Source organism: Streptomyces sp. NPDC104371, from assembly GCF_055583785.1.
In genome coordinates this window covers 192606-217178 of the sequence record NZ_JBVJNF010000010.1, presented here as the reverse complement: position 1 = coordinate 217178, position 24573 = coordinate 192606, and the positions used below count along the sequence as shown (strand labels likewise).

Annotated in this window: 20 protein-coding genes; 5 read left to right on the top strand and 15 right to left on the bottom strand. The window is 73.3% G+C overall.

Translation table 11 applies throughout. The annotated features are described in order from the left end of the window. Nucleotides 1–40: 40 nt before the first annotated feature. The 3 genes from ACZ60T_RS27620 to ACZ60T_RS27610 all read right to left on the bottom strand — a co-directional run bounded on the left by ACZ60T_RS27620 (nucleotide 41) and on the right by ACZ60T_RS27610 (nucleotide 3619). Nucleotides 41–541: an SCO4402 family protein gene (locus ACZ60T_RS27620; RefSeq protein ID WP_365624539.1), complete on the bottom strand. Its 501-nt coding sequence runs from the start codon at nucleotides 539–541 to the stop codon at nucleotides 41–43. 67 nt (nucleotides 542–608) lie between these two features. Then, nucleotides 609–2009: a hypothetical protein gene (locus ACZ60T_RS27615; protein ID WP_469668301.1), complete on the bottom strand. Its 1401-nt coding sequence runs from the start codon at nucleotides 2007–2009 to the stop codon at nucleotides 609–611. Nucleotides 2010–2233: 224 nt separating this feature from the next. Next, a complete protein-coding gene (locus ACZ60T_RS27610) occupies nucleotides 2234–3619 on the bottom strand; it encodes a transcriptional regulator (RefSeq protein ID WP_469668300.1) in 1386 nt (461 codons plus the stop codon). A 433-nt stretch (nucleotides 3620–4052) separates the two neighbouring features. On the opposite strand from ACZ60T_RS27610, the gene ACZ60T_RS27605 reads away from it, so the two are divergent. From ACZ60T_RS27605 to ACZ60T_RS27595, 3 genes are all read left to right on the top strand, one after another. Next, the gene (locus tag ACZ60T_RS27605) at nucleotides 4053–4706 is read left to right on the top strand and encodes a bifunctional DNA primase/polymerase (protein ID WP_469668298.1); all 654 of its coding nucleotides are present in this window, start codon (nucleotides 4053–4055) and stop codon (nucleotides 4704–4706) included. 153 nt (nucleotides 4707–4859) lie between these two features. Continuing rightward, nucleotides 4860–5648 (top strand): ABC transporter ATP-binding protein, encoded by a 789-nt coding sequence (locus ACZ60T_RS27600; RefSeq protein WP_365624551.1) that lies wholly within the window; start codon nucleotides 4860–4862, stop codon nucleotides 5646–5648. Then, nucleotides 5645–7246 carry a transporter gene (locus ACZ60T_RS27595; protein ID WP_365624554.1) on the top strand — a complete coding sequence of 534 codons (1602 nt, stop codon included), beginning with the start codon at nucleotides 5645–5647 and terminating at the stop codon, nucleotides 7244–7246. Before ACZ60T_RS27600 ends, ACZ60T_RS27595 begins: the two co-directional genes overlap by 4 nt. 41 nt (nucleotides 7247–7287) lie before the next feature. Here ACZ60T_RS27595 and ACZ60T_RS27590 read toward each other — a convergent pair whose 3' ends face one another. Together ACZ60T_RS27590 and ACZ60T_RS27585 are read right to left on the bottom strand one after the other, a co-directional pair. Continuing rightward, on the bottom strand, nucleotides 7288–8148 hold the full coding sequence (locus tag ACZ60T_RS27590) for an alpha/beta fold hydrolase (RefSeq protein WP_469668297.1): 861 nt from the start codon (nucleotides 8146–8148) through the stop codon (nucleotides 7288–7290). A 585-nt stretch (nucleotides 8149–8733) separates the two neighbouring features. Beyond that, complete coding sequence (locus tag ACZ60T_RS27585; RefSeq protein WP_365624559.1) at nucleotides 8734–9426, bottom strand: metal-dependent transcriptional regulator; 693 nt, start codon at nucleotides 9424–9426, stop codon at nucleotides 8734–8736. 322 nt (nucleotides 9427–9748) lie between these two features. Here ACZ60T_RS27585 and ACZ60T_RS27580 point away from each other — a divergent pair, with 322 nt between their 5' ends. Continuing rightward, nucleotides 9749–10522, top strand: coding sequence for an SIS domain-containing protein (locus ACZ60T_RS27580; protein WP_469668295.1), 774 nt, complete (start codon nucleotides 9749–9751; stop codon nucleotides 10520–10522). An 18-nt stretch (nucleotides 10523–10540) separates the two neighbouring features. On the opposite strand, the gene ACZ60T_RS27575 is transcribed toward ACZ60T_RS27580, so the two are convergent. After that, entirely contained in the window at nucleotides 10541–11929 is a 1389-nt protein-coding gene (locus tag ACZ60T_RS27575; protein WP_469668360.1) for a PAS domain-containing protein, read from the bottom strand. A gap of 401 nt (nucleotides 11930–12330) precedes the next feature. After that, nucleotides 12331–12972 carry a pyridoxamine 5'-phosphate oxidase gene (pdxH, locus tag ACZ60T_RS27570; protein WP_365625147.1) on the bottom strand — a complete coding sequence of 214 codons (642 nt, stop codon included), beginning with the start codon at nucleotides 12970–12972 and terminating at the stop codon, nucleotides 12331–12333. 311 nt (nucleotides 12973–13283) lie between these two features. On the opposite strand from pdxH, the gene ACZ60T_RS27565 reads away from it, so the two are divergent. After that, the gene (locus ACZ60T_RS27565) at nucleotides 13284–14387 is read left to right on the top strand and encodes a citrate synthase 2 (RefSeq protein ID WP_365624565.1); all 1104 of its coding nucleotides are present in this window, start codon (nucleotides 13284–13286) and stop codon (nucleotides 14385–14387) included. Here the strand turns inward: ACZ60T_RS27565 and ACZ60T_RS27560 are convergent. The 8 genes from ACZ60T_RS27560 to ACZ60T_RS27525 all read right to left on the bottom strand — a co-directional run bounded on the left by ACZ60T_RS27560 (nucleotide 14384) and on the right by ACZ60T_RS27525 (nucleotide 24549). After that, the gene (locus ACZ60T_RS27560; protein WP_469668359.1) at nucleotides 14384–14968 is read right to left on the bottom strand and encodes a TetR/AcrR family transcriptional regulator; all 585 of its coding nucleotides are present in this window, start codon (nucleotides 14966–14968) and stop codon (nucleotides 14384–14386) included. The two genes, ACZ60T_RS27565 and ACZ60T_RS27560, sit on opposite strands and share 4 nt — an antisense overlap. Nucleotides 14969–14982: 14 nt before the next feature. Then, nucleotides 14983–15723, bottom strand: a complete 741-nt coding sequence (locus ACZ60T_RS27555; RefSeq protein ID WP_469668293.1) for an enoyl-CoA hydratase family protein — start codon at nucleotides 15721–15723, stop codon at nucleotides 14983–14985. Next, the gene (locus ACZ60T_RS27550) at nucleotides 15720–17285 is read right to left on the bottom strand and encodes a 4-coumarate--CoA ligase family protein (RefSeq protein WP_365624571.1); all 1566 of its coding nucleotides are present in this window, start codon (nucleotides 17283–17285) and stop codon (nucleotides 15720–15722) included. Before ACZ60T_RS27550 ends, ACZ60T_RS27555 begins: the two co-directional genes overlap by 4 nt. A 54-nt stretch (nucleotides 17286–17339) precedes the next feature. Beyond that, nucleotides 17340–18500, bottom strand: coding sequence for an acyl-CoA dehydrogenase family protein (locus ACZ60T_RS27545; RefSeq protein WP_469668292.1), 1161 nt, complete (start codon nucleotides 18498–18500; stop codon nucleotides 17340–17342). 85 nt (nucleotides 18501–18585) lie between these two features. Next, nucleotides 18586–20427, bottom strand: coding sequence for an acetyl/propionyl/methylcrotonyl-CoA carboxylase subunit alpha (locus ACZ60T_RS27540; protein ID WP_469668291.1), 1842 nt, complete (start codon nucleotides 20425–20427; stop codon nucleotides 18586–18588). 5 nt (nucleotides 20428–20432) lie between these two features. Next, the gene (locus ACZ60T_RS27535) at nucleotides 20433–22031 is read right to left on the bottom strand and encodes an acyl-CoA carboxylase subunit beta (RefSeq protein ID WP_469668289.1); all 1599 of its coding nucleotides are present in this window, start codon (nucleotides 22029–22031) and stop codon (nucleotides 20433–20435) included. Next, a complete protein-coding gene (locus tag ACZ60T_RS27530) occupies nucleotides 22028–23755 on the bottom strand; it encodes an acyclic terpene utilization AtuA family protein (protein ID WP_469668288.1) in 1728 nt (575 codons plus the stop codon). The genes ACZ60T_RS27535 and ACZ60T_RS27530 overlap by 4 nt, the downstream gene beginning before the upstream one ends. Next, nucleotides 23752–24549, bottom strand: coding sequence for a TIGR03084 family metal-binding protein (locus ACZ60T_RS27525; protein WP_469668287.1), 798 nt, complete (start codon nucleotides 24547–24549; stop codon nucleotides 23752–23754). The genes ACZ60T_RS27530 and ACZ60T_RS27525 overlap by 4 nt, the downstream gene beginning before the upstream one ends. Nucleotides 24550–24573 lie beyond the last annotated feature (24 nt).

Below are 24573 nucleotides of genomic sequence, written 5' to 3'. Positions count from 1 at the left end.
CGCGACGAGGCGTTCCGCCACGCGGACGCCCCGTGCCCGGCTATGCGATCCGGGTGAGGACGCGCAGGACGTCGAGCGTGCGCGGCGGGGTGTCCGGGTCCTCGCCGTCGCTGCTCGCGAGCCGGACGTGCGCGTCGCGGGCCGCCCGGACCGCCTCCGGCCAGCCGTGGTGGTCGAGATAGGCCTCGACCGGCGCGTCCGGCCCGACCTGGTGCATGATCCGCAGCACGCGCAGCACCGCGGTGTCGACCAGGGCCGCCTCCTGCGAGTCACGGAAGATCGTCCCGACGTATTTCTCCGCCGACCAGTTGTCCAGCCAGGTGTCCTCGACCAGGCGGTACACGGCGTCGGTGACGTCTCCGTACCCGTCCACACGGGCCAGCCAGACGTCCCGCTGGAACGCCGGGTCGGAGAGCATGTGCAGCGCGGAACGCACGTTGCTGCGCCAGCGCCACCACGGCATGTCATTGAGTGGCATGACGCCCATGGTGGAGGAGCGACGGCCACTGCGGGAAGAGTTCTCCGAACCTTGCACGGTCACCGATCGTACGTTCCTCGTGAATCCGGATCATCAGCCCCCGCCTCCCGGCGCTCCCGGCCGCCCGCGCTCAGAGCTGGGTCGGCTGGCGCTGGGTCAGGCCGTACTTCTGCGCGATGGCGTTCCACAGGGGCGCGGCCTTCGCCTTCTGGGCCGTCGCCGTACCGCTCGACCGGTCGCCCGCCGCGGCCTGGTTGGTGTGGCGCGCGTGGCCCTTCTTGCAGCCCTTCTTGGCCTGGTTCGCCCAGGCGGCGTAGTGGTTGTCGGCAGCCGCGGACGCCTTCCACGCGCTGGTGAGCGCCGCGGTCAGCTCGCCGTTCCCGGGCAGCTTGTCGACCGCGATCCCGGACAGCCGGGTGACCAGTTCGTTGCGCTGCCCGGCGGCGTTGCGCAGATCGGTGGCCGCCTGGTCGAGGTTCTGGCAGTTCCTGACGTCGCCGACCGCCTTGACCACGCTGCCGCGGCTGTTGCCGCTGTCGGCGAGGAGCTTGTCGAGCGCGACGGCCTGCTCCCTGGCCGGGTCGGCGGCCGGGGACGGGGACGCCGACTCCGAGGGCTCCTCGACGGGGCCGGTCGCCGCGACGGTCTTGTTGTCGTCGGTGTTGCTGTCGCTGCCGCCGCCCGCGCCGAGCAGGGCGCCCGCGCCGATGCCGACGACGGCGATGCCCACGCCGACGGCCGCGATCAGCGGCACGCGCGACGGGGGACGGCCGCCACTGGCGCGCCGTCCGGCCGCCCGGCCCACCGGGGGGCTCGGCGGGGCGCTCGGCGGGGCAGCGGTGTCGAGCTGCGGCATCTGCTGGGTGGAATCGGCGCCGCCCGCGTCGTTGCGGAAGAGGTTGTCGAACTCGGACGGCGGGTGCCGGTCGCCGCCGGGAGCGCCCGACGGCATCCCGTACGGGTCCGGGCCGGGGCCGCCGGTGACGGGCGCGATGTACTGCGTGGCCTGTTCGTCGGGGTGCGCCGCGGGACTCTCGGCGGGCATCGCCCCCGGGGCCACCGGCGGTATGTACTGGGTCGCCCCCTCGTCGGCGGCGACGGGCGGTATGTACTGCGTGGCGCCCTCGTCGTCGGCGGTGTGCGGCATCGCGTGTCCGCCCTGGGACGCGTGCTGTCCGTACGGGGCCGGCGGTGCGGCCTCGGGCGGCATCGGTCCGGGGCCCGCGCCCGGGGGCGTCTGCGGCGGCAGCGGCTGGGCGTGCCCGCCCTGCGTCTGCCCGGCCTGGGCCCCGCCCCAGCTCGCGTGCGGGTCGGAGGTTCCCCAGGACTGCTGCGCTTCCGGCGCGTCCCAGGTCTGCCCCGTGTCGAGGCCCCAGGTCTGGGTGGGCGGCGACTGGGCCGGTTGCTGCGGCCCCCACGCTCCGCCCCAGGTCTGGCTGCCCGACTGGGCGGCATGACCGTCGGAGGGCAGCGCGATGCCTTCGCGCGCGGGCTGCGCCGAGGGCTCCTCGCCCTGTCCACTCTGCGTCACCGGGACTCCTACGAATGGGGGACTGGCGGAATCGTCGGCTCACGCTACCGGGTCCCCGGAGCCCCATGCCACGCCGGACGGGACGTACTCCGCCCTCGTTCCCAGGGCGTAACAATTCCGCCGCGCGGAACGCTGTTTATGCCCCCTCTCGTCCCTGAACAGCCATGGCGCGCCCCCGGAGCCGGGGCGAAGTCCATGCCGGTGACCCGGCCCCGGGGGTGCCCTCATGCCGCCGTCGTCAGCTCCAGCCGCGCCCCGAACTCCCGTACCACCGCCTCGTCCCGGTACGGCTCCAGCCGCTGCTGGAAGTCCTCCAGATACTCGGCGCCGCGGTTGGAGCGCAGGGAGCCGAGCAGGTCCACCGCCTTCAGGCCGGTGGCGCAGGCCTGTTCCACCTCGCGCTGCTGCACCTGCGCGGTGGCCAGCAGGACGAAGCCGATCGCCCGGCGCCGGGCCCGCGACGCGGGGTGCCCGGCGAGGGCCTCCTCCGCGCATCGCGCTGCCGCCTCCGCCTGCCCCAGATCCCGGTGGCAGTGCGCCAACTCGTCGGCCAGATAGGCGTGATCGAAGTGGGCGATCCACGCCGGGTCGTCCCCGGAGGCCGTATCGGCCGCCTCCAGCGCCGTGACCGCGCGCCCGGACGCGAGCTGCGCCGACCGCACATCGCCCAGCAGCGCGTGCCCGCGCGCCTCGGCGGCGTGGAACATCGCCTCGGCACGCGGAGTCACCCGCCCCCGCGCGCCCTCCTGGGCCGCACGCGCCAACTGCGCGATCTCACGCGGGTTTCCGAGCTGCGCCGCGAGATGGCTCATGGAGGCCGCGAGCACATAGCCGCCGTAGCCCCGGTCCCCCGCCGCCTGCGCGAGCCGCAGCGACTGGATGTAGTACCGCTGGGCGAGCCCGGGTTGCCCGGTGTCGACGGCCATGTACCCGGCGAGTTCCGTCAACCGCGCGACGACGGCGAAGAGTTCGCGCCCCACCGCCTCCCGGTACGAGCCCGCCAGCAGCCCCGAGACGACGCTGTTGAGGTAGTGCACGACGACCGGGCGCACATGGCCGCTGCCGAACTGGTGGTCCAGCTCGACCAGGGCCTGCGTCATCGCCCGTACCGCCGCGACGTCCGACGGCCCCACGCGTGGCCCGCCGGAGCGCGCGACCTGGGCGTCCGGCAGGGAGATCAGCCAGTCGCGGCTCGGCTCGACGAGCGCCGAGGCGGCCACCGACGAGCCGGACAGGAAGTCGCGGCGCCCGACGTCGCTGCGCCACAGCTCGCAGACCTGCTCGATGGCGCCGAGCACCGTCGGCGAGAACTGCAGGCCCACGCCCGAGGCGAGGTTCTTGCCGTTGGCCATGCCGATCTCGTCGATCGTGACCGTGCGTCCCAGCTTGCGGCCGAGCGCCTCCGCGATGATCGCCGGGGCCCGGCCCCGTGGTTGCTGTCCCCGCAGCCAACGGGCCACGGACGTCTTGTCGTAGCGCAGATCGAGACCGTGTTCCGCGCCGCACATGTTGACCCGGCGGGCGAGCCCCGCGTTGGAGCAGCCCGCTTCCTGGATGAGCGCTTGCAACCGTTCGTTCGGCTGCCGCGCGACGAGAGGCCTTGCGGCCATGGCGTACCCCCATGTTCATGGCTCGGTTCGCCTCCGGGGCGCGCCCCTTCGGCTCACTCGCCGGGTGGCTGCGGTGCCTGCCCGTGCACCGAGTTGCTGTGTCGTCCTCGGCCGGAATCTCGGATTCGTCCTCGTATGCACCGAAAGGTCCGGCCGTGCAGATCAATGCCCCGGGGACATACGGGTAATGCGAGACATACGGGGATTGCGAGGTAAAGGCTGATGCAGTACCCCACTCGTGGTTACCCAGCCGCCGTCCCCGATCCTCTTGCGCGCCCCCGCGCGTGCATCCATGCGCCCCGGCCGAGGGCGCGGTGCCCCTCCCCCGCGCATGTGAGATAAAAGGGACATGCCCACCATCCGTTTCCGGGGCGGGCGACGGCGGCTGAGAGGGCGGGCGTAACCCCCGGTGACAGCAGGAGTTGAGTTCATCGTGGAAGAGACCATCGCGGGGCCTCAGGCTGCCCACATCCCGAAGCGGCGCGGCGATTCGATCGCGGAAGCCGCCGTACGGTACGTCGAAGAACGTCACTGGGACGTGTTCCCCGGGACCTGGCTGGAGGCCCGTGACGGGACGCTGCGCTGCTCCTGCGGCGAGTCGGCCTGCCCCGCGCCCGGCGCGCATCCGGCGCGCGAGGACTGGGCGACGCAGGCGACCGGCAGCGCGACCGTCGCGCGCGGCCTGTGGTCCGAGCAGCCCACCGCGTCGATCCTGCTGCCCGTCGGGCGCACGTTCGACGCGATCGACGTACCGGAGACCGCGGGTCTGCTCGCCCTCGCGCGGATGGAGCGCATGGAGCTGCGGCTCGGGCCGGTGACCCACGCGCCGGACGGGCGCATGCAGTTCTTCGTGCTGCCCGGCGCGGCGGCCAAGGTGCCCGATCTGCTACGGGAGTTGGGCTGGTCCCCGGCCACCCTCGACCTGGTCGCCCTGGGCGAGGGCACCTACGTGGCCGCGCCGCCCACGCGGTACGGGTTGCGGGGGCCCGTGCAGTGGGCGTGCCGCCCCACGTCCGAGAACCGATGGCTGCCGGACGCGGAGGAGTTGATCTCGACCCTGGCCTACGCCTGCGGGCGGGACCGGTAGGCGCCGGTCCGCCCCGTCCGGCCGGACGCGGGAACTTCCGCGCCGGGACCGTGAGTTGTCCGTCACGGTGGGTCGTTCCCGCCCGGGGCGGGCCCTTTGGAGCGTTACGACTCCGTGTCCGGTACGGGTACCCCTGCCCCGTAAGGTGGTCGTATGAACGAGGTTGGGGCAGGTACGGCCGCCGTACGGGTGCAAGGGCTCTGGAAGCGGTTCGGTGAGCAGATCGCCGTCTCCGGGATCGATCTGGAGCTTCCCGCGGGGCGGTTCATCGGGCTCGTCGGGCCGAACGGCGCGGGGAAGACGACCACCCTGTCCATGGTCACGGGGCTGCTCCGCCCCGACCAGGGAACCGTCGAGATCGCCGGTCACGACGTCTGGCGCGACCCGGTCGCGGTGAAGGCCCGTATCGGTGTCCTGCCCGAGGGGCTGCGGCTCTTCGAGCGCCTCTCCGGGCGCGAACTCCTCGCGTACACCGGCCGGTTGCGCGGGCTGCCCGGCGCCGAGGTCGACAAGCGGGCCACGCAGTTGCTCGACGTCCTCGACCTGGCCGGGGCCCAGCACAAGCTGGTCGTCGACTACTCGACCGGTATGCGCAAGAAGATCGGGCTGGCCGCCGCCCTGCTCCACAACCCCGAAGTCCTCTTCCTCGACGAGCCGTTCGAGGGCGTCGACCCGGTCTCCGCGCAGACCATCCGCGGCGTCCTGGAGCGGTACACCTCCTCCGGCGCCACGGTCGTCTTCTCCTCGCACGTCATGGAGCTGGTCGAGTCGCTGTGCGACTGGGTGGCGGTGATGGTCGCGGGGCGGATCCGCGCGCACGGCCCGCTCGCCGAGGTCCGCGGTGACGCGCCGACCCTCCAGCAGGCGTTCCTGGAACTGGTGGGCGCGGGCAGCCGTACGGCCGGTGCCGACCTCGACTGGCTCGGCGGCGGCGCCCGATGAACACCGCACCGACCACCGGCCTCACCGCCACGTTCGTCCGGCTGAAGCTGTCGCTGCTGCGCAACGGGCTGCGGCAGTCCACCGGACGGCGGGCCGCCTACGTCACGTCCATCGTCTTCTCGCTGCTGTTCGCCGCGCTGCAGATGCTCGGTCTCGTCCTGCTGCGCGGCAACGACCACGCGGGCACGGTCGCGGTGCTCGGCACGGCGACCGTGGCGCTCGGCTGGGCGGTGATGCCGCTGTTCTTCCCGAGCGGCGACGAGACGCTCGACCCCACGCGCCTGGTGATGCTGCCGCTGCGCCCGCTGCCCCTGGTCCGGGCGCTGCTGACGGCGTCCCTGGTCGGCATCGGCCCGCTGTTCACGCTGTGTCTGCTGGTGGGTTCGGTGATCTCCGTGGCGCACGGCGCGGCGGCCTTCTCCACCGCCGTCGTCGCCACCGTCCTCGCGCTGCTGATCTGCGTGGCGCTCGCGCGGGCCGTCGCCGCCGCCAACATCCGGCTGCTGTCCAGCCGCAAGGGCCGCGATCTGGCCGTCCTGAGCGGTCTGGTCATCGCGATCGGCGCGCAGGTGGTCAACTTCGCCGCACAGCGGCTCGGTTCGGGCGGGCTGGCCCAACTGGAGCCGGTGTGGAAGGTCGTGCGCTGGGTGCCGCCCGCCTCCGCGGTCGGCGCGGTGGAGTCGGTGAGCCAGGGGTCGTACGGTGTCGGCGTCGCCCAACTGCTCCTGAGCGCGGCGGCGTTGGCGGGCCTGCTGGCGCTGTGGTCACGCAGCCTGACGAAGCTGATGACCTCGCCGGACGAGTCCACGCTCCAGGCCGCCGAACCGGGGCCCAAGGAGCGTTCCTCGGCGAACCTGTCCCGGCTGCTGCCCGCGGGCCGCACCGGCACGGTCATGGAGCGCACCCTGCGCTACATGTGGCGTGACCCCAAGACCAAGACGGCCTGGGTGACCGCGCTCGCGATCGGGATGATCGTGCCGGTCTTCAACGCCCTCCAGGGCACCGGCTCGGTCTACTTCGCCTGCTTCGCGGCCGGGATGCTCGGCATCCAGATGTACAACCAGTTCGGGCAGGACACCTCCGCGTTCTGGATGGTCGCGATGACGATCTCCTCGTCCCGCGAGGCGTACGCGGAGCTGCGCGGCCGGGCGCTGGCGCTGCTGCTGGTCACGCTGCCGTACACCGCCCTCGTCGGCGTCGTGACGACCGCGCTCCTCGACGCCTGGGCGAAGCTGCCCGAGACGCTCGGGCTCTCCTTCGCGCTGCTCGGCGCGATGCTGGCCACGGGCACGTGGAGCTCGGTCGGCTTCCCGTACTCGATACCGCAGGAGGGCTACAAGAACGTGGCCCCCGGGCAGGCCGGGATCGCCTGGGCCTCCATCGTCGGCGGCATGGTCTCGGCGGCCCTGCTCGCGTCGCCCGTGATCGCGGCGACGATCTGGCTGAACGCCAGCGCGGACGGCGCCGACCGGGCCTGGCTCCTGCTGCCCGTGGGCTGCGTCTACGGGGTGCTGATCCTGCACCTCAGCCTCCGCCTCGCGGCCCCGCGCGCGGCGCGCCGCCTGCCGGAGATCCTGGCGGCGGTCAGCAAGGGCTAGTCCGGCGAGGGCCCCGGTCCCGGCCGGGGCTGTGGCCGGGGTCAGGGTGTGAGCAGCGAGTCCAGGAACGGCTCGATCGCCGCGCGCCAGGCCTCCGGCTGGTCGTAGTGGACGAGGTGGCCGGCGTCGGCCACCTCCGCGTACCGGCCGTGCGGCAGGACGCGCACCATCTCCTGCGCCTCCGCCCGGCCGAGCTGGCCGTCCAGACCACGCAGGACGAGGGCCGGGCACCGCACCTGCGCCAGCTCCTCCCAGTGCGCGTCGTACACCCAGGTCTCACGGGAGCGCAGCATCTGCTCCGGTTCGAAGACCGGCCGCCAGCCGTCCGCGGACTCGGCCATCACCTCGGCGTAGAACGCGCCGCGGGCCGGGTTCGGGCGCTCCACCCAGGGGTCGTCCTCGCCGAACCACTTGCGTACGTCGGCGAGCGTGGCGAAGGGGAGCGGCCAGGTGGTGAACCAGTTCTCCCACTCGCGCTGCGAGGCGGCGCCGAGCGCGGAGGCCCGCATGTCGCAGATGATCAGGCCGCGCACCAGATCGGGGCGCTGGGCGGCGAGCTGCCAGGCGGTCAGGGCGCCCATGGCATGGCCGATGAGGACGGCCGGGGCGAGGCCGAGCTGGTCGAGGGCCGCCGCGACGTCGTCGGTGTAGGCCTCGCGGGTGTAGCGGCCGAGGGGCGGCTTGTCGCTCTGGCCGTGGCCACGCAGGTCGAGCGCGACCGCGCGGTGGCGCCCGGAGAGCCAGCGGGCGGTGGACGCCCAGTGCGAGGCACGGCCCATCAGCCCGTGCAGTAACAGCACCCCCGGCGCGCGGTCGTCCTCCCCCGCCTTGGGGGGATCGGCGAACTCCCACGCGGCGAGGCGGACGCCTCCCGCTCCCGTCACGTCGATGCGCCGCACCATCGTCCTGGAACCCCCCTGGCTCCGCTCAGTACTTCTGCACTCGCTCTGTACTTCTGCGCTTCTGTACTTCTGCGTGTTCCGCGCGTTCTGCGTTACTACGTCACGTTATCGAAAGGTCTTTCGAAATCACCGCTTCCGGCGGTAACACCCCACCTTCGAGTGACCTTTCCCGAGGATTGACCGCCGCCCCCGTGGGGAGATCTTCAGCGGGAGGCGGACCGCTCGGGGAAATCCGGTCCGAGGGGGATGACCCTGGGAGCTCGGGGCTCCGGGTCAGCACAGGGGAGGACAGGCCCCGGCGCCCCAGGGCGCCGGGGCCCTCCGCGTATCGGCGGCAGCTCCATCCGCCCGCCCCCTTCCCGGCCAGATGACGTCACGGTCACCGTCCGGCCAAGAGCCCTCCGGTCATATGCCTCGCGCACCAGCCTCGCACGGGACCGGCCCGTCCGCTGCGGTCGGACCGGCTGAATCTTGATTGCGGTAAGATCGCGGAATCATCACAACTCGCCCTGAAACCATGGGCGTTGAGGACGTCGCAGGTGCGGGACCTCGGGGTGATCGCTCAGCGCCCGGCCGCGCGGACGCTCAGCGCTTGGCCACGAAGACATGGGAGGCGATGTCCGCCTCCAGCTCGGCCGCCTCGCCGCCGCTGCCCACCAGAACGCCGCCCGCGCCCTGCGTCACGCTGACCACCGAGCCGGGCTGCACGCCCGCCCGGCGCAGCATGTGCATGAGCTGCGCGTCCGTCTGGATGGGCTCGCCGATGCGCCGTACGACGACCGTCTTGCCGTCCGCGCCCGGGTCCAGCTCCGCCAGCGAGACCATGCCCTCGCCCAGGAACGGGGCCGCGTCGTCCCGCTCGCCCAGCTCCTCCAGGCCCGGGATCGGGTTGCCGTACGGCGACTCCGTGGGGTGGCGCAGCAGCTCCAGGACGCGGCGCTCGACGGCCTCGCTCATCACATGCTCCCAGCGGCACGCCTCGGCGTGCACCTGCTCCCACTCCAGGCCGATCACATCGACCAGCAGGCACTCGGCCAGGCGGTGCTTGCGCATCACGCGCGTGGCGAGGCGGCGGCCCTCGTCCGTCAGCTCCAGATGGCGGTCGGCGGCGACCGAGACCAGGCCGTCGCGTTCCATCCGCGCCACGGTCTGGCTGACCGTCGGGCCGCTCTGGTCGAGCCGCTCGGCGATCCGGGCGCGCATGGGGACCACGCCTTCCTCCTCGAGTTCGAGGATGGTGCGGAGATACATCTCCGTGGTGTCGATCAGTCCGGACATACGTGCCCCTCGATGAGATGGCCGGAGGCTCGACGGCTCACCGGCGCGTGCGCTGGCCCTGCCCCAATTCTGACGCATGGGACTGACAACCGGGGCGTGAGCAACGGAGTCGGGCGGTGCGGACAAGGGTTCCCCCGCGGCGCCCGCGCGGGAGCGGCGGGGGCATCGCACGAGACCCGCGGCGGTATCGCACGGGCCCAGCGGCCGTATCGCACGGGCCCTGCGGCGGTATTGACAGCGCACTGGTCCAGACCGCACCGTGATCCGCGACCCGGGCCGCCCACGGCGCCGGTAGGACCGAGACTTCGAGGGGGAGTCGCCGATGCGCGAGGAGCCGACGGACGCGAGCGAGCTGGCCGGGAGGTTCTTCGACGCGGCGATCGGGCTGCTGGCCCGCGTCCGCGACGAGGAGGCGAAGTCGATCGCGGCGGCCGGTGCCCTGGTCGCGGACACCGTCGCCGCCGGTGGCCGGTTGTTCGCGTTCGGTGCCGGGCACTCGTCGCTGGCCGCGCAGGACCTCGTCTACCGCGCGGGCGGCCTCGCCCTGATGAACCTGCTCGCGGTGCCCGGCGCCGTCGGCGTCGACGTCGTACCGGCGACCCTGGGCTCGGCGCTGGAGCGGGTCGAGGGCCTGGCGGGCGCGGTCCTCGACACCAGCCCGCTGCGCTCGGGCGACCTCCTCGTGATCATCTCCCTGTCCGGCCGCAACGCGCTCCCCGTGGAGATGGCGATGACCGCACGCGCGCGCGGCGTCAGGGTCATCGGGGTGACCTCGGTGGCCTACGCCTCGGAGACGACCTCGCGGCACGCCTCCGGCACGTATCTCAAGGACCACTGCGACCTCGTCCTCGACTCGAAGATCGCGGTGGGCGACGCGGAACTCGGTCTCGACAGCGTCCCCGCCCCCTTCGCCCCCGCCTCCACCGTCGTCACCACGGCCCTGCTCCAGGCGGTCATGGCCACGGCCGCGGGCACCCTCGCCGAGCGCGGCATCGACCCGCCGCTGCTGCGGTCCGGGAACGTCGACGGCGGCCTGGAGTGGAACGACCGGATCATGCGGGAGTACGGCGACCGGATCTTCTACCGGCGCGTGTAGCCCGCGTACGGGGGCTGCCTACGCCCCCGTCTCCTCCCACCGCTCGGCCAGGTCCAGCGCGGCGGCGATCCGTACCGCCACGTCCTCCGCGTAGACCGCGTCGGCCCGTTCGAAGCCGCCGCGTCCGGCGCCGCGCAGGAACGTCACGACGCCGAGCGTCCGGCCGCGGCTGCGCAGTACCGCACACAGCGCGTGCACCGCGTCCGCGGGCCACTGCCGGGCCGACGCCCACGCGCGGGCCCGCTCGAGGTCGAGGGCGCCCGCCGCGGCCCGGACGGAGGCCGCGCGCTCCACGCACTGCACGGCCGGATGCCCGGCGCCGTACGGCACGGGCAGTCCCGCCTTGCCGGTGAGCACGCTCGGCCCCGGCCCGCCCGCCGGGGTCTCCGCCGTCCGGACCAGGCGCACCGGCCCTGGTCCGTCCGCCGCCGCACCGCCCACCGTCCGGTCGATCAGCGCGTGATCGGCGAACCCGGCGAGCGCGAAGTCGAGATGGACGGTGGCCGCCTCGCGCGGGTCCTCGCACTCGGCGGCGGCCCGCGCCGCGCGGTGCGACTGCTGGGAGCGGAAGCGCAGCAGCGCCGCCTCCCGCTCCTGCCGCCTGGCCTCGGTGACGTCCTGGAACAGCCACCCCACGCCGAGCGGCGCCGGTTCCTCCGCGAGCGGTGAGGCCAGCCGCAGGAAGCCGCTGTGCCAGCACCGCCGCTGGTCCCCCTCCGTGCCGCGCACGCTGACCCATACGTCGGCGGGGGCGGGCGGGGCGCCCTCGGCGAGCACATGGGTCAGCGCGCTCTCCAGCTCCTCGACGCCCTGGGAGAGCAGCTCCCCGAGGGGCCGTCCGAGCACGGCCGTACGCCCGGTGCCGAGCGCGCGGGCCGCGTGGACGTTGACGAGGGCGGGGCGCAGATCGGCGTCCACGAGCACCACGCCCCAGCTCGCGTTGTCGAACAGGGCCTCGCTCAGCGCGATGGACCGCTCCAGGTCGATCTGTGTGTGGACCTCGCTGAAGGCGCAGTAGACCCCGGCGGGCCGCCCCGCGGCGTCCCGCACGGCCGCCGACTGGATGCGTACGAGCACCCGCCCGCCGTCCTTGGTGAGCAGCGCGGACTCGTGCACCTGGCGCCCGGTGGCCGCCATCACGGACATCAGCCGCGCCTCGACCTCGGCGGCGTCGGCGGTGCGCACGGCCCATCCGGCCAGCCCGCGCCGTCCCACGGCCTCGGTGGCCGTCCAGCCGAGGATCCGCTCGGCCTCCCGGTTCCAGTGGGTCACCACGCCGTCGGCGTCGAAGGCGCACAGCGCCGCGTCCATCCCGTCGAGAAGCGTGGCCAGTAGATCCGGACCGCCCCTCGCGGGCTCGCCCGGCCCCCGCTCGTCCGTGGTCCCGCTACGCCGGGAAGCATTCACCCGAACCCCCATGCAGCCTGCCGCGTCCGCGCGTACGGCGCGTGCGCTCACCGGCCCTCATTCAACTCGAACGTGACGCAGCACACATCCGCTTCGCGAAAGATGTGTCGTGGTCGTGCTCTCGGAAATCCGGTTGAGCGACCGCCGAGAGGTTCCTAGGGTGTGGAGCACAGCGAAAGGAGGTGGTTCGGCGAATGTATGACAACCGGACGGCTGAGGTGACTGCGGGCTGACGGCCCGTCGTCGTACTCGGTTTCGGCGCCGGACCCGCGCGTGAGCACACGCGCAGCCGGCCAATTCCACGCAGTCACCCGACCCGCGAGCTCGCCGGCACGTCCGGCCGGCTTCTCCCCCGTCAGGCGGAGGACCCGAGCTCGCGGGTCGTTCGCGTCCCCGGCACTTCAGGGGCTGAGTCGCTCCACCCGCCACGCCCCGTCCGCCGCCGCGACATAGCGCAGGCGGTCGTGGAGGCGGTTCTCGCGGCCCTGCCAGAACTCGACCGTCCTCGGGGCGATACGGAACCCGCCCCAGTGCGGCGGGACCGGGACCTGGCCGCCGCCCTCGGGATAGCGGGTGCTCAACTCCTCGTAGGCGGTGTCGAGTTCGATACGGGAGTCGATGACCGAGGACTGGGCGCTGGCCCAGGCGCCCAACTGGGAGCCGTGCGGACGCGTGCGGAAGTAGGCGGCCGTCTCGTCGCGGCCGGTGCGGCGGGCCGTGCCGGTGACGAGCACCTGGCGGGCGATCGGATGCCAGGGGAAGAGCAGCGCGACCTGGGGGTTGGCCGCCAGCTCGCGCGCCTTGCGGGACTCGTAGTTGGTGTAGAAGACGAAGCCCTGGGTGTCGTACTGCTTCATCAGCACCGTGCGCGAGCTGGGGCGGCCCGCCGTGTCCACCGTGGAGACGATCATCGCGTTCGGCTCGTAGATCATCCCCTGCACGGCGGCCTGGGCGGCCTGGTGGAACCAGCGGGCGAACTGGTCCATGGGGTGGGCGGCGAGCGAGGACGCGTCGAGCCCCTCGGTGCGGTAGTGCAACCGCATCTCGGCGGGATCGGAGACCGGGTCCTCGATGGGTCCCTCGGCCGCGCGCTCGACGATGGGTTCCAGTGGCTTGTCCGGGAAGCGGTCGGTCACACCGTCATCTTGCCGTATGCGCGGGACCACTCGGTGGGTGTGGTTCATCACTGCGCGGCACTGAGTGCCGCAGACCCTCCCCAAAGGTGGCACTCAGGGATATCGTGCTCATGCCGTTCGGGTCAGGTCGGCGGGCGCGATGACCGGCCACCGAGCGGGGCAACTCCCGCAGTACTCCGCCTCCGCAGTACTCCGCCGCCGTCACGAGGAGCCGCCTGATGTCCGACTTCGTACCCGGGCTCGAGGGAGTCGTCGCATTCGAGACGGAGATCGCCGAACCGGACAAGGAAGGCGGCGCCCTGCGCTATCGGGGCGTCGACATCGAGGAACTGGTCGGCCAGGTCTCGTTCGGCAACGTCTGGGGGCTGCTGGTCGACGGCTCCTTCAACCCCGGGCTGCCGCCCGCCGAACCCTTCCCGATCCCGGTGCACTCCGGTGACATCCGTGTGGACGTGCAGTCGGCGCTCGCCATGCTCGCCCCGGTGTGGGGGCTGAAGCCCCTCCTCGACATCGACACCGAGCAGGCCCGCGACGACCTGGCCCGCGCCGCTGTGATGGCGCTGTCGTACGTCGCCCAGTCGGCGCGCGGCCAGGGGCGGCCGATGGTGCCGCAGCGCGAGATCGACAAGGCGCACTCCATCGTGGAGCGGTTCATGATCCGCTGGCGCGGCGAGCCGGACCCCCGGCATGTCGCGGCGGTGGACGCCTACTGGACCTCGGCCGCCGAACACGGCATGAACGCCTCCACGTTCACGGCCCGGGTCATCGCGTCCACGGGCGCCGACGTGGCCGCCGCGCTGTCCGGTGCCGTCGGCGCGATGTCCGGGCCGCTGCACGGCGGCGCGCCCTCGCGCGTCCTCGGCATGATCGAGGAGATCGAGCGCACCGGGGACGCCGAGGGCTATGTGAAGCGGGCCCTGGACCAGGGCGAGCGGCTGATGGGCTTCGGCCACCGGGTGTACCGGGCGGAGGACCCGCGGGCGCGCGTGCTGCGCCGCACCGCCCGCGAGTTGGGCGCGCCCCGCTTCGAGGTCGCCGAGGCGCTGGAGAAGGCGGCCCTGGAGGAACTGCACAACCGCCGCCCGGACCGGGTCCTCGCCACGAACGTGGAGTTCTGGGCGGCGATCATGCTCGACTTCGCCGAGGTCCCGGCGCACATGTTCACGTCGATGTTCACCTGCGCCCGTACGGCCGGCTGGTCCGCGCACATCCTGGAGCAGAAGCGCACGGGCCGGCTGGTGCGCCCGTCCGCGCGGTACGTGGGCCCCGGCCCGCGCAGCCCGCAGGTGATCGAGGGCTACGCGGATCTCGCGCACCGCTAGCGAAGTCCCCGGTCCAGGGCCTGGTCCAGCAGCCCGGCCCACTGCGCCACCACGTGCCGACGGCGGGCCGCGTCGTCGGTGAGGAGGGTGGCCAGGCCCAGGCCGCGGGCCATGTCCAGCAGGCCCTGGACCGTCTCGCGTACGCCCGGCCGGGACTCGTCGGCGCCGAGGAGGTCGACGGCGATGCGATGGGTCTCGCGGCCGACGCGGGCCTCCAACTCCGTCACGCGCGGGCGCAGTTGCTCCTCGTCGCAGGCGGCGACCCACAGGTGCAGGGCCGCGCGGAACAGCGGCCCGGTGTACAGGTCGACGAGGGCCGCGACCACCGCCCGCCGGTCGGCGGCGCCCTGCGGGAACAGCGCCCGCAGGGCCGTGGAGCGCTCCTCGGCGACGTACTCGACGGCGGCGGTGAACAGGTCCTCGCGGGTGGGGAAGTGGTGCTGGGCGGCGCCTCGGGAGACCCCGGCGTGCTCGGCGACGACCGTGACCGTGGAGCCCGCCCAGCCGTGCGCGGCGAGGCAGGCCACGGCCGCCTCCAGGAGCCGTTGCCGGGTGGCCCGGCCGCGGTCCTGCTTGGGCATCCGGTCGGCCGTGGTCACCCCACCACCCAGGCGGGGTCGCGCCGTTCGAGGAAGGCGGTCATCCCCTCGCGGGCCTGCGGTGAGGCGAACAGCCTGGCCGAGAGCGCGGTCAGCCCGGCCGCGTCCCGGTCGAAGGCCTCCAGCACGGGCGCGGTGAGCAGGCGTTTGGTCTCGGCCAGCGCCTGCGGTGCGGCCCGGCGCAGCCCGTCGAGGACGGGCGCGAGCACCGTGTCCACGTCCTCGCCCGCGGCCGTGAGCAGCCCGGCGCGTACGGCCTCGGCGGCGTCGAGGCGTTCGCCGGTGAGGCAGTAGCGGGCGAGGGCGCGCGGGTCGGTGCGCGGCAGCAGGGGCAGGGAGATGACGGCGGGGGCGACACCGATGCGTACTTCCGTGAACGCGAAGGTGGCCGCGGTGCTCGCGGCGGCGATGTCGCAGGCGCCGAGCAGGCCCAGGCCGCCCGCCCGTACATGCCCCGTCACCCGGGCCACGACGGGCCGGGGCAGCGCGACGATCTGCCGCAACAGCCCGACCAGCGCCTCCGGCGGCGGAGGGTCGCGCAGGTCGGCGCCCGCGCAGAAGGTCGTCCCGGTGTGGGTGAGGACGACGGCGCGGGTGCCGGGGTCCGTGCCGCAGCGGGTCAGCGCGGCGGTGAGGTCGCCGACGAGCGCGGCGGACAGGGCGTTGCGGTTGCCGGGCGAGTCGAGGGTGAGGGTGGTGATGCCCCGGTCGTGCGCGGCGGGGACGAGGCCGGTCATGCCCGTGCCCGCAGTTCGCGGCGGAGGATCTTCCCGGAGGCGGCCCGTGGCACGGCGTCGATGAACGTGACGCCGCGCACGCGCTTGTAGGGGGCGACGCGTTCGGCGACGTGGCTCATGACCTCTTCCGCCGAGAGGTCGTCCGCGTGCGGTCCCCGGACCACGAAGGCGTGCGGGATCTCGTTGTGGTCGTCGTCGAGCACGCCGATGACGGCGGCGTCCGCGATCCGCGGGTGGGTCAGCAGGAGGGCTTCCAGTTCGGCGGGGGCCACCTGGTAGCCCTTGTACTTGATGAGTTCCTTGACGCGGTCCACGACGAACAGCCAGCCGTCGGCGTCGACATGGCCGACGTCCCCGGTGCGCAGCCAGCCCTCCGGGTCGATCAGCGCGTCGGTCGCCTCGGGCCGTCCCAGGTAGCCCTTCATCACCTGGGGGCCGCGGACGGCGATCTCGCCGACCTCGCCGACGCCCAGGTCCTTGCCGGGGTCGTCCAGGGAGAGGATGCGCATCTCGGTGCCCGCGGCGAGCTTGCCGACCGTCCCGGGCGGCGGGTTCAGGGCGCCCAGGGGCACGGCGTGCGAGGCGGGCGACAGTTCGGTCATGCCGTAGCCCTGGCCGATCGGCGGCAGCCCGAGCCGCCGTGAGCAGGCGTCCGCGAGATCGGCGTCCAGGGGCGCGGCGGCGCAGAGGATGTACTCCAGGGACGAGAGGTCGTAGCCGTCGACGACGGGGTGCTTGGCGAGCGCGAGCACGATCGGCGGGGCGACGTACAGCCTGGTGATGCGGTGCTTCTCGATGGCCGCGAGGAACGTCTCCAGGTCGAAGCGCGGCAGCACGACCACCGTGGCGCCCTTCCTGAGCGGTCCGTTCATCAGGGTGGTCAGGCCGTAGATGTGGAAGAACGGCAGGACGGCGAGGAGCCGGTCACCGGGGTTGGCCGGGACCAGGGGTTCGAGCTGGGCGAGGTTGGTGGCGATCGAGCGGTGGGTGAGCATCACGCCCTTGGGGGTGCCCGTGGTCCCGGACGAGTACGGCAGGACGGCGATGTCCCGCACGGGGTCGATGGCGACCTCCGGTTCGGGCGCGGTCGTGGACAGCATGTCGATCTGGGAGCGGTGGCCGGGCGCGCTGTCGCACACGATGATCTCCCGTATGCCGCCCGCGCGTTCGGCCGCCGCGCGCGCCGTCTCCAGCAGCGAGGACAGGGTGACGATCCAGCGGGCGTCGGCGTCGCGCAGTTGCCGCGCGAACTCCTCCACCGTGGCGAGCGGGTGCACGGTCGTGACCGTCGCGCCCGCGCGCACGGCCCCGTAGAAGGCGATCGGGAACGTGATCGTGTTGGGGCTGTGCAGGGCGAGTACGTCGCCCTTGCGCACCCCCGCCTCGGCGAACCCGGCGGCCCAGCGCCGGTGGAACCGGTCGAGCTGGGCGTAGGTGAGGGTGGTGCCGTCCACGCCGTCGACCAGGGCGGGCAGTTCACCGTACTCGGCGGCCCGGCCCAGGACCGCCTCGTGGATGGGGAGTTCGAGGGCCGGGACGTCTGCGTACTGGCTGCGGAACACGGTTCCTCCTCGTACGAGGGTGTACGGCGCCGGAAGACTCCGGACGGGCCGGGGCTAGTAGGACTTCGGCAGGCCCAGGGTCTGGTGGGAGACGTAGTTGAGGATCATCTCCCGGCTCACCGGGGCGATACGGGCCACGCGCGAGGCCGTGACGAGGGAGGCGAGCCCGAACTCCTGGGTGAGGCCGTTGCCGCCGAGGGTGTGCACGGCCTGGTCCACGGCCTTCACACAGGCCTCCGCGGCGGCGTACTTGGCCATGTTGGCGGCCTCTCCGGCGGCGACGTCGTCCCCGGAGTCGTACAGGAAGGCGGCCTTCTGCGTCATCAAGCGGGCCAGTTCTAGGTCGATATGGGCCTGGGCGAGCGGGTGCGCGATCGCCTGGTGGGCGCCGATGGGCTGCTTGAAGACGGTACGGTCGCGGGCGTACGCGACGGCCCGGGACAGCGCGAAGCGGCCCATGCCGATCGAGAAGGCGGCGGTCATCACGCGCTCGGGGTTGAGGCCCGCGAACAGTTGGAGCAGCCCGGCGTCCTCATCGCCCACCAACGCGTCGGCGGGCAGCCGTACTTCGTCCAGGGTCAGCTCGAACTGCTTCTCGGCGGCGGACAGTTCCATGTCGATGGGGCGCCGCCCGAAGCCGGGGGTGTCGCGGGGGACGATGAACAGGCAGGGCTTGAGCTTGCCGGTGCGCGCGTCCTCGGTGCGGCCGACGATCAGGGTCGCGTCGGCGATGTCGACACCGGAGACGAACACCTTGCGGCCGCTGAGGACCCACTCCTCGCCGTCGCGGCGGGCGGTGGTGGTGATGCGGTGGGAGTTGGACCCGGCGTCGGGTTCCGTGATGCCGAACGCCATGGTGCGGGTGCCGTCCGCGAGGCCCGGCAGCCAGCTCCGCTTCTGCGCGGGGGTGCCGAACCGGGCGATGACCGTGCCGCAGATCGCCGGTGACACGACGAGCATCAGCAAGGGGCAGCCCGCCGCCCCCAACTCCTCAAGGACGATGGCCAGTTCGGCGATACCTCCGCCGCCACCGCCGTACTCCTCGGGGAGGTTGACCCCGAGATAGCCCAACTTGGCCGCCTCGTACCAGAGTTCGGTGGGGTGGCGCTGCTCGGCGACGACCTTGGCGAGGTAGTCGCGGCCGTAGTGCGCGCCGAGGGCGGCCACGGCCGAGCGGAGGGCCTGGTGTTCGTCGGTCTCGATGACGGGGCTCATGACGTCTCCCAAGTTCGCGTGGACCGGTCTGCTCGCGTTCGCTCGACGACAGGGGTACGTGCGCTGCTCTACTCGGGTGCTGGCGCTACTCGGGGCCGCGCACCACGGCCAGCAGCGCCCCGACCTCGACCTGGCGGCCGGGGGCGGCGTGCAGGGCCGTGAGGGTCCCGGCGGCGGGCGCCGTGATCGTGTGCTCCATCTTCATCGCCTCCAGCCACAGCAGCGGCTGTCCGGCCTCGACGGCGGCTCCGACGGCCAGCCCCTCGGCCACGCGGACGACCGTTCCCGGCATCGGCGCGAGCAAGGAACCCGGCGCGTGGTCGGCGGCGGGTTCGGGGAAGCGGGGCAGGGCGGTGAGCGCGGTCGGTCCGACATGGACCTGGTCGCCGTACCGCGCCACCGCGAACTTCCGTTGCACACCGTCCACTTCGAGGACGACGAGACGGGCGTCGGCACGCACGACACGCACCCCGTCCGCGGTGAGGCCCCCACGGGTGTACCGGTAGCGGACCTCGTGCTCCTCGCCCGCCATGCGGTACCGCTTGATCTGCGGCTGGGACGGCAGGTTGCGCCAGCCGCCGAACCGCGACCGGCCGCAGGCGTCCGCGAGAGCGGCGGCCAGCGGTGCGTACGGGACGGGGGCGGGCTCGGTCAGCGCGGGCAGATGGCGGTCGTAGAAGCCCGTGTCCAGCCGGGCCGCCGCGAACTCCTCGTGGCGCAGGGACCGTACGAGCAGCTCCCGGTTGGTCACCGGACCGTGGATCTCGGCCCGCTCCAGCGCGGCGGCCAGCCTGCGGATCGCCTCGGCGCGGGTGGGGGCGTGGGCGACGGCCTTGGCGAGCAGGGGGTCGTAGTCGACGCCGATCGTGTCGCCGTCCGCGTACCCGGTGTCCAGCCGGACGTCCGGTACGGCCAGGCGGTGCAGGGTGCCGGTCTGCGGGGCCCAGTCGCGCGCCGGGTCCTCGGCGTACAGGCGGGCCTCGATCGCGTGGCCCCGCGCGCGAGGAGGCTCGGCGTCCAGGGCCGCGCCCTCCGCCACCCGGAGCTGGAGCGCCACCAGATCGATCCCGAACACCGCCTCGGTGACCGGGTGTTCGACCTGGAGCCGGGTGTTCATCTCCAGGAAGTGCGCGCGGCCGTCCGCGACCAGGAACTCCACCGTGCCCGCGCCCACGTAGTCGACGGCGCGGGCGGCCCGTACGGCCATCTCGGCGAGGGAGTCGGCGAGTTCGGGCGTCAGGTCCGGGGCCGGGGCCTCCTCGATCACCTTCTGGTGGCGGCGCTGGAGGGAGCAGTCGCGGGTGCCCAGCGCCCACACCGTGCCGTGGGTGTCGGCGAGGATCTGCACCTCGACATGGCGCCCGCCCTCCAGATACGGCTCGACGAAGACCTCGTCGTCGCCGAAGGCGCTCCGTGCCTCGGCGCGCGCGGCCGTCAACGCGGCGTCCAGGTCGGTCAGTTCGCGGACGATCCGCATCCCGCGTCCGCCGCCGCCCGCCGCCGCCTTGACCAGCACGGGCAGGTCGTCGGCCGTGACGGCGGTCAGCGGCTCCAGACCCATCAGCTTCTTCGCGCGGGTCTTGGAGGCCATCGCCTCGATCGCCTCCGGCGGCGGCCCGATCCAGGTCAGGCCCGCCTCCTCCACCGCTCGCGCGAAGCCCGCGTTCTCGGACAGGAAGCCGTACCCGGGGTGCACGGCCTCGGCGCCCGCCGCGAGGGCCGCCTTCAGGATCAGGTCGCCGCACAGATACGTGGCGACGGGGGCCGACCCCGGCAGTCGTACCGACGCGTCGGCCTCGCGCACGTGCAGCGCGCCCGCGTCGGCGTCGGAGTGCACGGCGACGGTACGGATGCCCAGCTCACGGCAGGTGCGGACGACACGGCAGGCGATCTCGCCGCGGTTGGCCACCAGAACGGTAGTGATCATGGGCCTCACATCCGGAAGACGCCGAACCCACCCCGCACGCCCTCGTAGGGCGCGGTGTGGATCGCGGACAGGCACAGGCCGAGGACGGTACGGGTGTCGCGCGGGTCGATGACCCCGTCGTCGTACAGCCGCCCGGACAGGAACATCGGCAGGGACTCGGACTCGATCTGCTGCTCCACCATGGCGCGCAGGGCCGCGTCCGCGTTCTCGTCGTACGGCTGCCCCTTGGCCGTCGCCGACTGGCGGGCGACGATCGAGAGGACACCGGCGAGCTGCTGCGGCCCCATGACGGCGGACTTGGCGCTGGGCCAGGCGAACAGGAAGCGCGGGTCGTACGCCCGCCCGCACATGCCGTAGTGCCCGGCGCCGTACGAGGCCCCCATGAGGACGGACAGATGCGGGACCCGGCTGTTGCTGACCGCGTTGATCATCATCGCGCCGTGCTTGATGATGCCGCCCTGTTCGTACTCCCGGCCGACCATATAGCCGGTGGTGTTGTGCAGGAACAGCAGTGGGATGTCGCGCTGGTTGGCCAACTGGATGAACTGGGCGGCCTTCTGGGACTCCTCGCTGAAGAGCACGCCCCGCGCGTTCGCGAGCACCCCGAGCGGATAGCCGTGCAGGGTGGCCCATCCGGTGCACAGGCTCGTCCCGTACAGCGGCTTGAACTCGTCGAAGTCGGAGCCGTCCACGATGCGGGCGATGACCTCGCGCGGGTCGAAGGGCACCTTCGGATCGCCGGGGACGATGCCGAGGAGTTCCCCCGCGTCGTACAGGGGTGGGGCCGCCGGGCCCGGATCGGCGTACGCCTTGCGGTGGTTGAGCCGGGCGACCACGCGTCGCGCCTGGCGCAGGGCGTCGTGCTCGTCGGCGGCGAAGCAGTCGGCGAGGCCCGACACGCGCGCGTGCATATCGGCGCCGCCGAGGGACTCGTCGTCGCTCTCCTCGCCGGTGGCCATCTTCACCAGGGGCGGTCCGCCGAGGAAGACCTTGGCGCGCTCCTTGACCATGATCACGTGGTCGGAGAGGCCAGGGATGTAGGCGCCCCCGGCCGTCGAGTTGCCGAAGACGACGGCGACGGTGGGGATTCCGGCGGCGGACAGCCGGGTGAGGTCGCGGAAGACGGCGCCGCCCGGGATGAAGATCTCCTTCTGGGACGGCAGATCGGCGCCGCCCGACTCGACGAGGCTGATGCACGGCAGCCGGTTGGCGAGCGCGATGTCGTTGGCGCGCAGGGCCTTCTTCAGGCTCCACGGGTTGCTGGCGCCGCCCCGCACGGTCGGGTCGTTGGCGGTGATCAGGCACTCGGTGCCCTCGACCACGCCGATACCGGTGACGAGGGAGGCGCCGACCGTGTACTCACTGCCCCAGGCGGCGAGCGGGGACAGTTCCAGGAAGGGCGTGTCGGGGTCGAGGAGGAGTTCGACGCGCTCGCGGGCGAGCAGCTTGCCGCGCGCGCGGTGCCGGGCGACGTACTTCTCACCGCCGCCCGCCAGCGCCTTGGCGTGTTCGGTGTCCAGCGCGGCGAGCTTGGCGAGCAGGGTCGCGCGGTTCGCTCGGTGGTCGGGGTGGTCGGCGTCCACGGCCGTGGGGAGGACTGTCACGGGCGGGCCTCCTCAGGAGTGGGCAACAGGGCCTCCGGTATCTCCAGGTGCCGGGCGCGCAGCCATTCGCCGAGGCCCTTGGCCTGCGGATCGAAGCGGTGGCGGGCGGCGACGCCCTCGCCGAGGAGGCCCTCGACGACGAAGTTCAGGGCGCGCAGATTCGGCAACACGTGGCGTACGACGGTCAGTTCGGCCGTCTCCGGGAGGAGCGCGCGGAAGCGGCCGACGGTGAGGGTGTGGGCGAGCCAGCGCCAGGCCGCGTCGGTACGCACCCAGACGCCGACGTTCGCGTCGCCGCCCTTGTCACCGCTGCGGGCACCCGCGACGAGACCGAGGGGTACGCGGCGCGTGGGTCCCGGGGGCGGCGGGTCGGGCAGGGGTGGTTCCGGTACGTCGGCGAGTACGCGGGTGTCGTGGCCCGGTGGCACGAGGACCCGGCGTCCGTCATGGAGGACGGCCAGGTGCTTCACGGCATCGCGGTCGACGTGAAGCGCCTCGAAGACCCCGTACGGCTCGCCCTTGCCCGGTGGGGCGAGGAGCTGGAAGCCGGGGTAGCTCGCGAGCGCCGACTCGACGGCGGCGCCGCTGAGTGAACGGCCCACGACGGCTTGGTCCTTGTCGCGGGCGACGAGCCGCAGCAGGGCGCTCGCGGTCTCCTCGGTGGGCGCGTCGGGGTGGTCGGTGCGGGCCAGCTCCCAGCGCACCTCGGCGGGGCGGGACGGGGCCGCGTCCAACGCCGCCTCCATCTGGGCCCGGACGAGCGCGGCCTTGGCCTCGATGTCCAGCCCGGTCAGCACGAAGGCGACCTCGTTGCGGAAGCCGCCGAGGCGGGTGAGGCCCGCCTTGAGGGTGGCGGGCGGCGCCTCGCCCCGTACGCCCTCGATCCGCACCCGGTCCGGCCCCTCCTGGGCGAGGCGGACCGTGTCCAGGCGGGCGGTGACATCGGGGCCCGCGTACCGGGCACCGGCCGTCTCGTACAGGAGCTGCGCGGTGACCGTGCCGAGGTCCACGACCCCGCCCGTGCCGTCGTGCTTGGTGATCACACTGCTGCCGTCCTCGTGGAGTTCGGCGAGCGGGAAGCCGGGGTGGGTGAGCAGGCCGGGCGGGTGCTCGGCGAAGAACGCGTAGTTGCCGCCGGTCGCCTGCGCCCCGCACTCCAGGACATGCCCGGCGACCACCGCGCCCGCCAGCCGGTCGTACTCCCGCGGTCCCCAGCCGAAGTGCGCGGCGGCGGGCCCGGTGACGAGCGCGGCGTCCGTCACCCGCCCGGTGACCACGATGTCGGCGCCCTCGCGCAGACAGGTGGCGATGCCGTGGCCGCCGAGGTAGGCGTGGGCGGTGAGGGTGCCCGTGGGGGCCTGGGCGGCGAGGTCGTCGCCCTCCACATGGGCCACGCGGACGGAGATGCCCAGACGATCGGCCAACTCCCGTACGGCGTCGGCGAGTCCGGCCGGATCGAGCCCACCCGCGTTGGTCACGATCCGCACGCCCCGCTCGTGGGCGAGGCCGAGACCCTCCTCCAACTGGGCCAGGAAGGTACGGGCATACCCGCCGCCGGGATGCTTGAGCCGGTCGCGCCCGAGGATGAGCATCGTCAGCTCGGCGAGGTAGTCCCCGGTGAGGACGTCGAGGGGGCCACCGGTGAGCATCTCGCGCAGGGCGTCGAAACGGTCGCCGTAGAAGCCGGAGGCGTTGCCGATGCGGAGGGGTGGGCGCGGGGTCACCGCGTGGCTCCTTGCGGATCCCTCCCCGCTCCCGGTGGGCCCGCGAAGGCCTGGGCGATGTCCAGCCAGCGGTCCGCGTCCGGGCCCTCGGCCCGCAGCGCGAGGTCGGCCCGGTGGGCGCGCTGGGTGACCAGGAGGCAGAAGTCGAGGGCGGGGCCGGTCACCCGCTGGGCGGCCTCCGGCGGCCCGTACGTCCAGATCCCGTGCCCCGAGGGCGCGACCAGCTCGACCCGGAACTCCTCCCCGGGCGCCTCCCACCCCCGTATCCCGAAGGCGAAGTCACGTGCCCGTACGCCGATGCGGGCCACATGCCGCAGCCGGTCGGTGGGGGGCCGCACCACCCCGAGCGTGTCGGCGACGTCCTGCCCGTGCGCCCAGGTCTCCATCAGCCGCCCGGTGGCCATGGACGCGACGGACATGGGCGGCCCGTACCAGGGGAAGCGGGTCCCGGCGGGCGCGGCGCGCAGGGCGCGGTCGAGGGCGGCACGCCCCTCGCGCCACCGCGCGAGCAGCCCCTCAGGCGGCAGCGCGGCCCCCTCACGCGCGGCCTCGTCGACCCAGCTACCGGGCGCGGCGAGCGCCTTCTCCACCTCCGCCGCGAAGGACTCCGGGTCGGTGACGGCGATCAGGGCGCCCTGGTCGGTCCAGGCCAGGTGCGCGATCTGGTGGGCGATGGTCCAGCCCGGCGCGGGCGTGGCGCGCGCCCACCCGCTCGCGTCCAACTCGGCCACCAGGCCGTCGAGTTCCTCGCTCTCCCGGGCCAGATCGTCGATCACGGACGACACGTCGGACACGATGCGCTCCCCTCGGGGCACGGC

Coding starts and splice junctions, on each gene's coding strand:
- ACZ60T_RS27610 (WP_469668300.1), bottom strand. CDS start 3,619: ATGGCCGCAAGGCCTCTCGTCGCGCGGCAGCCGAACGAACGGTTGCAA.
- ACZ60T_RS27600 (WP_365624551.1), top strand. CDS start 4,860: ATGAACGAGGTTGGGGCAGGTACGGCCGCCGTACGGGTGCAAGGGCTC.
- ACZ60T_RS27595 (WP_365624554.1), top strand. CDS start 5,645: ATGAACACCGCACCGACCACCGGCCTCACCGCCACGTTCGTCCGGCTG.
- ACZ60T_RS27590 (WP_469668297.1), bottom strand. CDS start 8,148: ATGGTGCGGCGCATCGACGTGACGGGAGCGGGAGGCGTCCGCCTCGCC.
- ACZ60T_RS27585 (WP_365624559.1), bottom strand. CDS start 9,426: ATGTCCGGACTGATCGACACCACGGAGATGTATCTCCGCACCATCCTC.
- ACZ60T_RS27580 (WP_469668295.1), top strand. CDS start 9,749: ATGCGCGAGGAGCCGACGGACGCGAGCGAGCTGGCCGGGAGGTTCTTC.
- pdxH (WP_365625147.1), bottom strand. CDS start 12,972: ATGCGGTTGCACTACCGCACCGAGGGGCTCGACGCGTCCTCGCTCGCC.
- ACZ60T_RS27565 (WP_365624565.1), top strand. CDS start 13,284: ATGTCCGACTTCGTACCCGGGCTCGAGGGAGTCGTCGCATTCGAGACG.
- ACZ60T_RS27560 (WP_469668359.1), bottom strand. CDS start 14,968: ATGCCCAAGCAGGACCGCGGCCGGGCCACCCGGCAACGGCTCCTGGAG.
- ACZ60T_RS27555 (WP_469668293.1), bottom strand. CDS start 15,723: ATGACCGGCCTCGTCCCCGCCGCGCACGACCGGGGCATCACCACCCTC.
- ACZ60T_RS27545 (WP_469668292.1), bottom strand. CDS start 18,500: ATGAGCCCCGTCATCGAGACCGACGAACACCAGGCCCTCCGCTCGGCC.
- ACZ60T_RS27540 (WP_469668291.1), bottom strand. CDS start 20,427: ATGATCACTACCGTTCTGGTGGCCAACCGCGGCGAGATCGCCTGCCGT.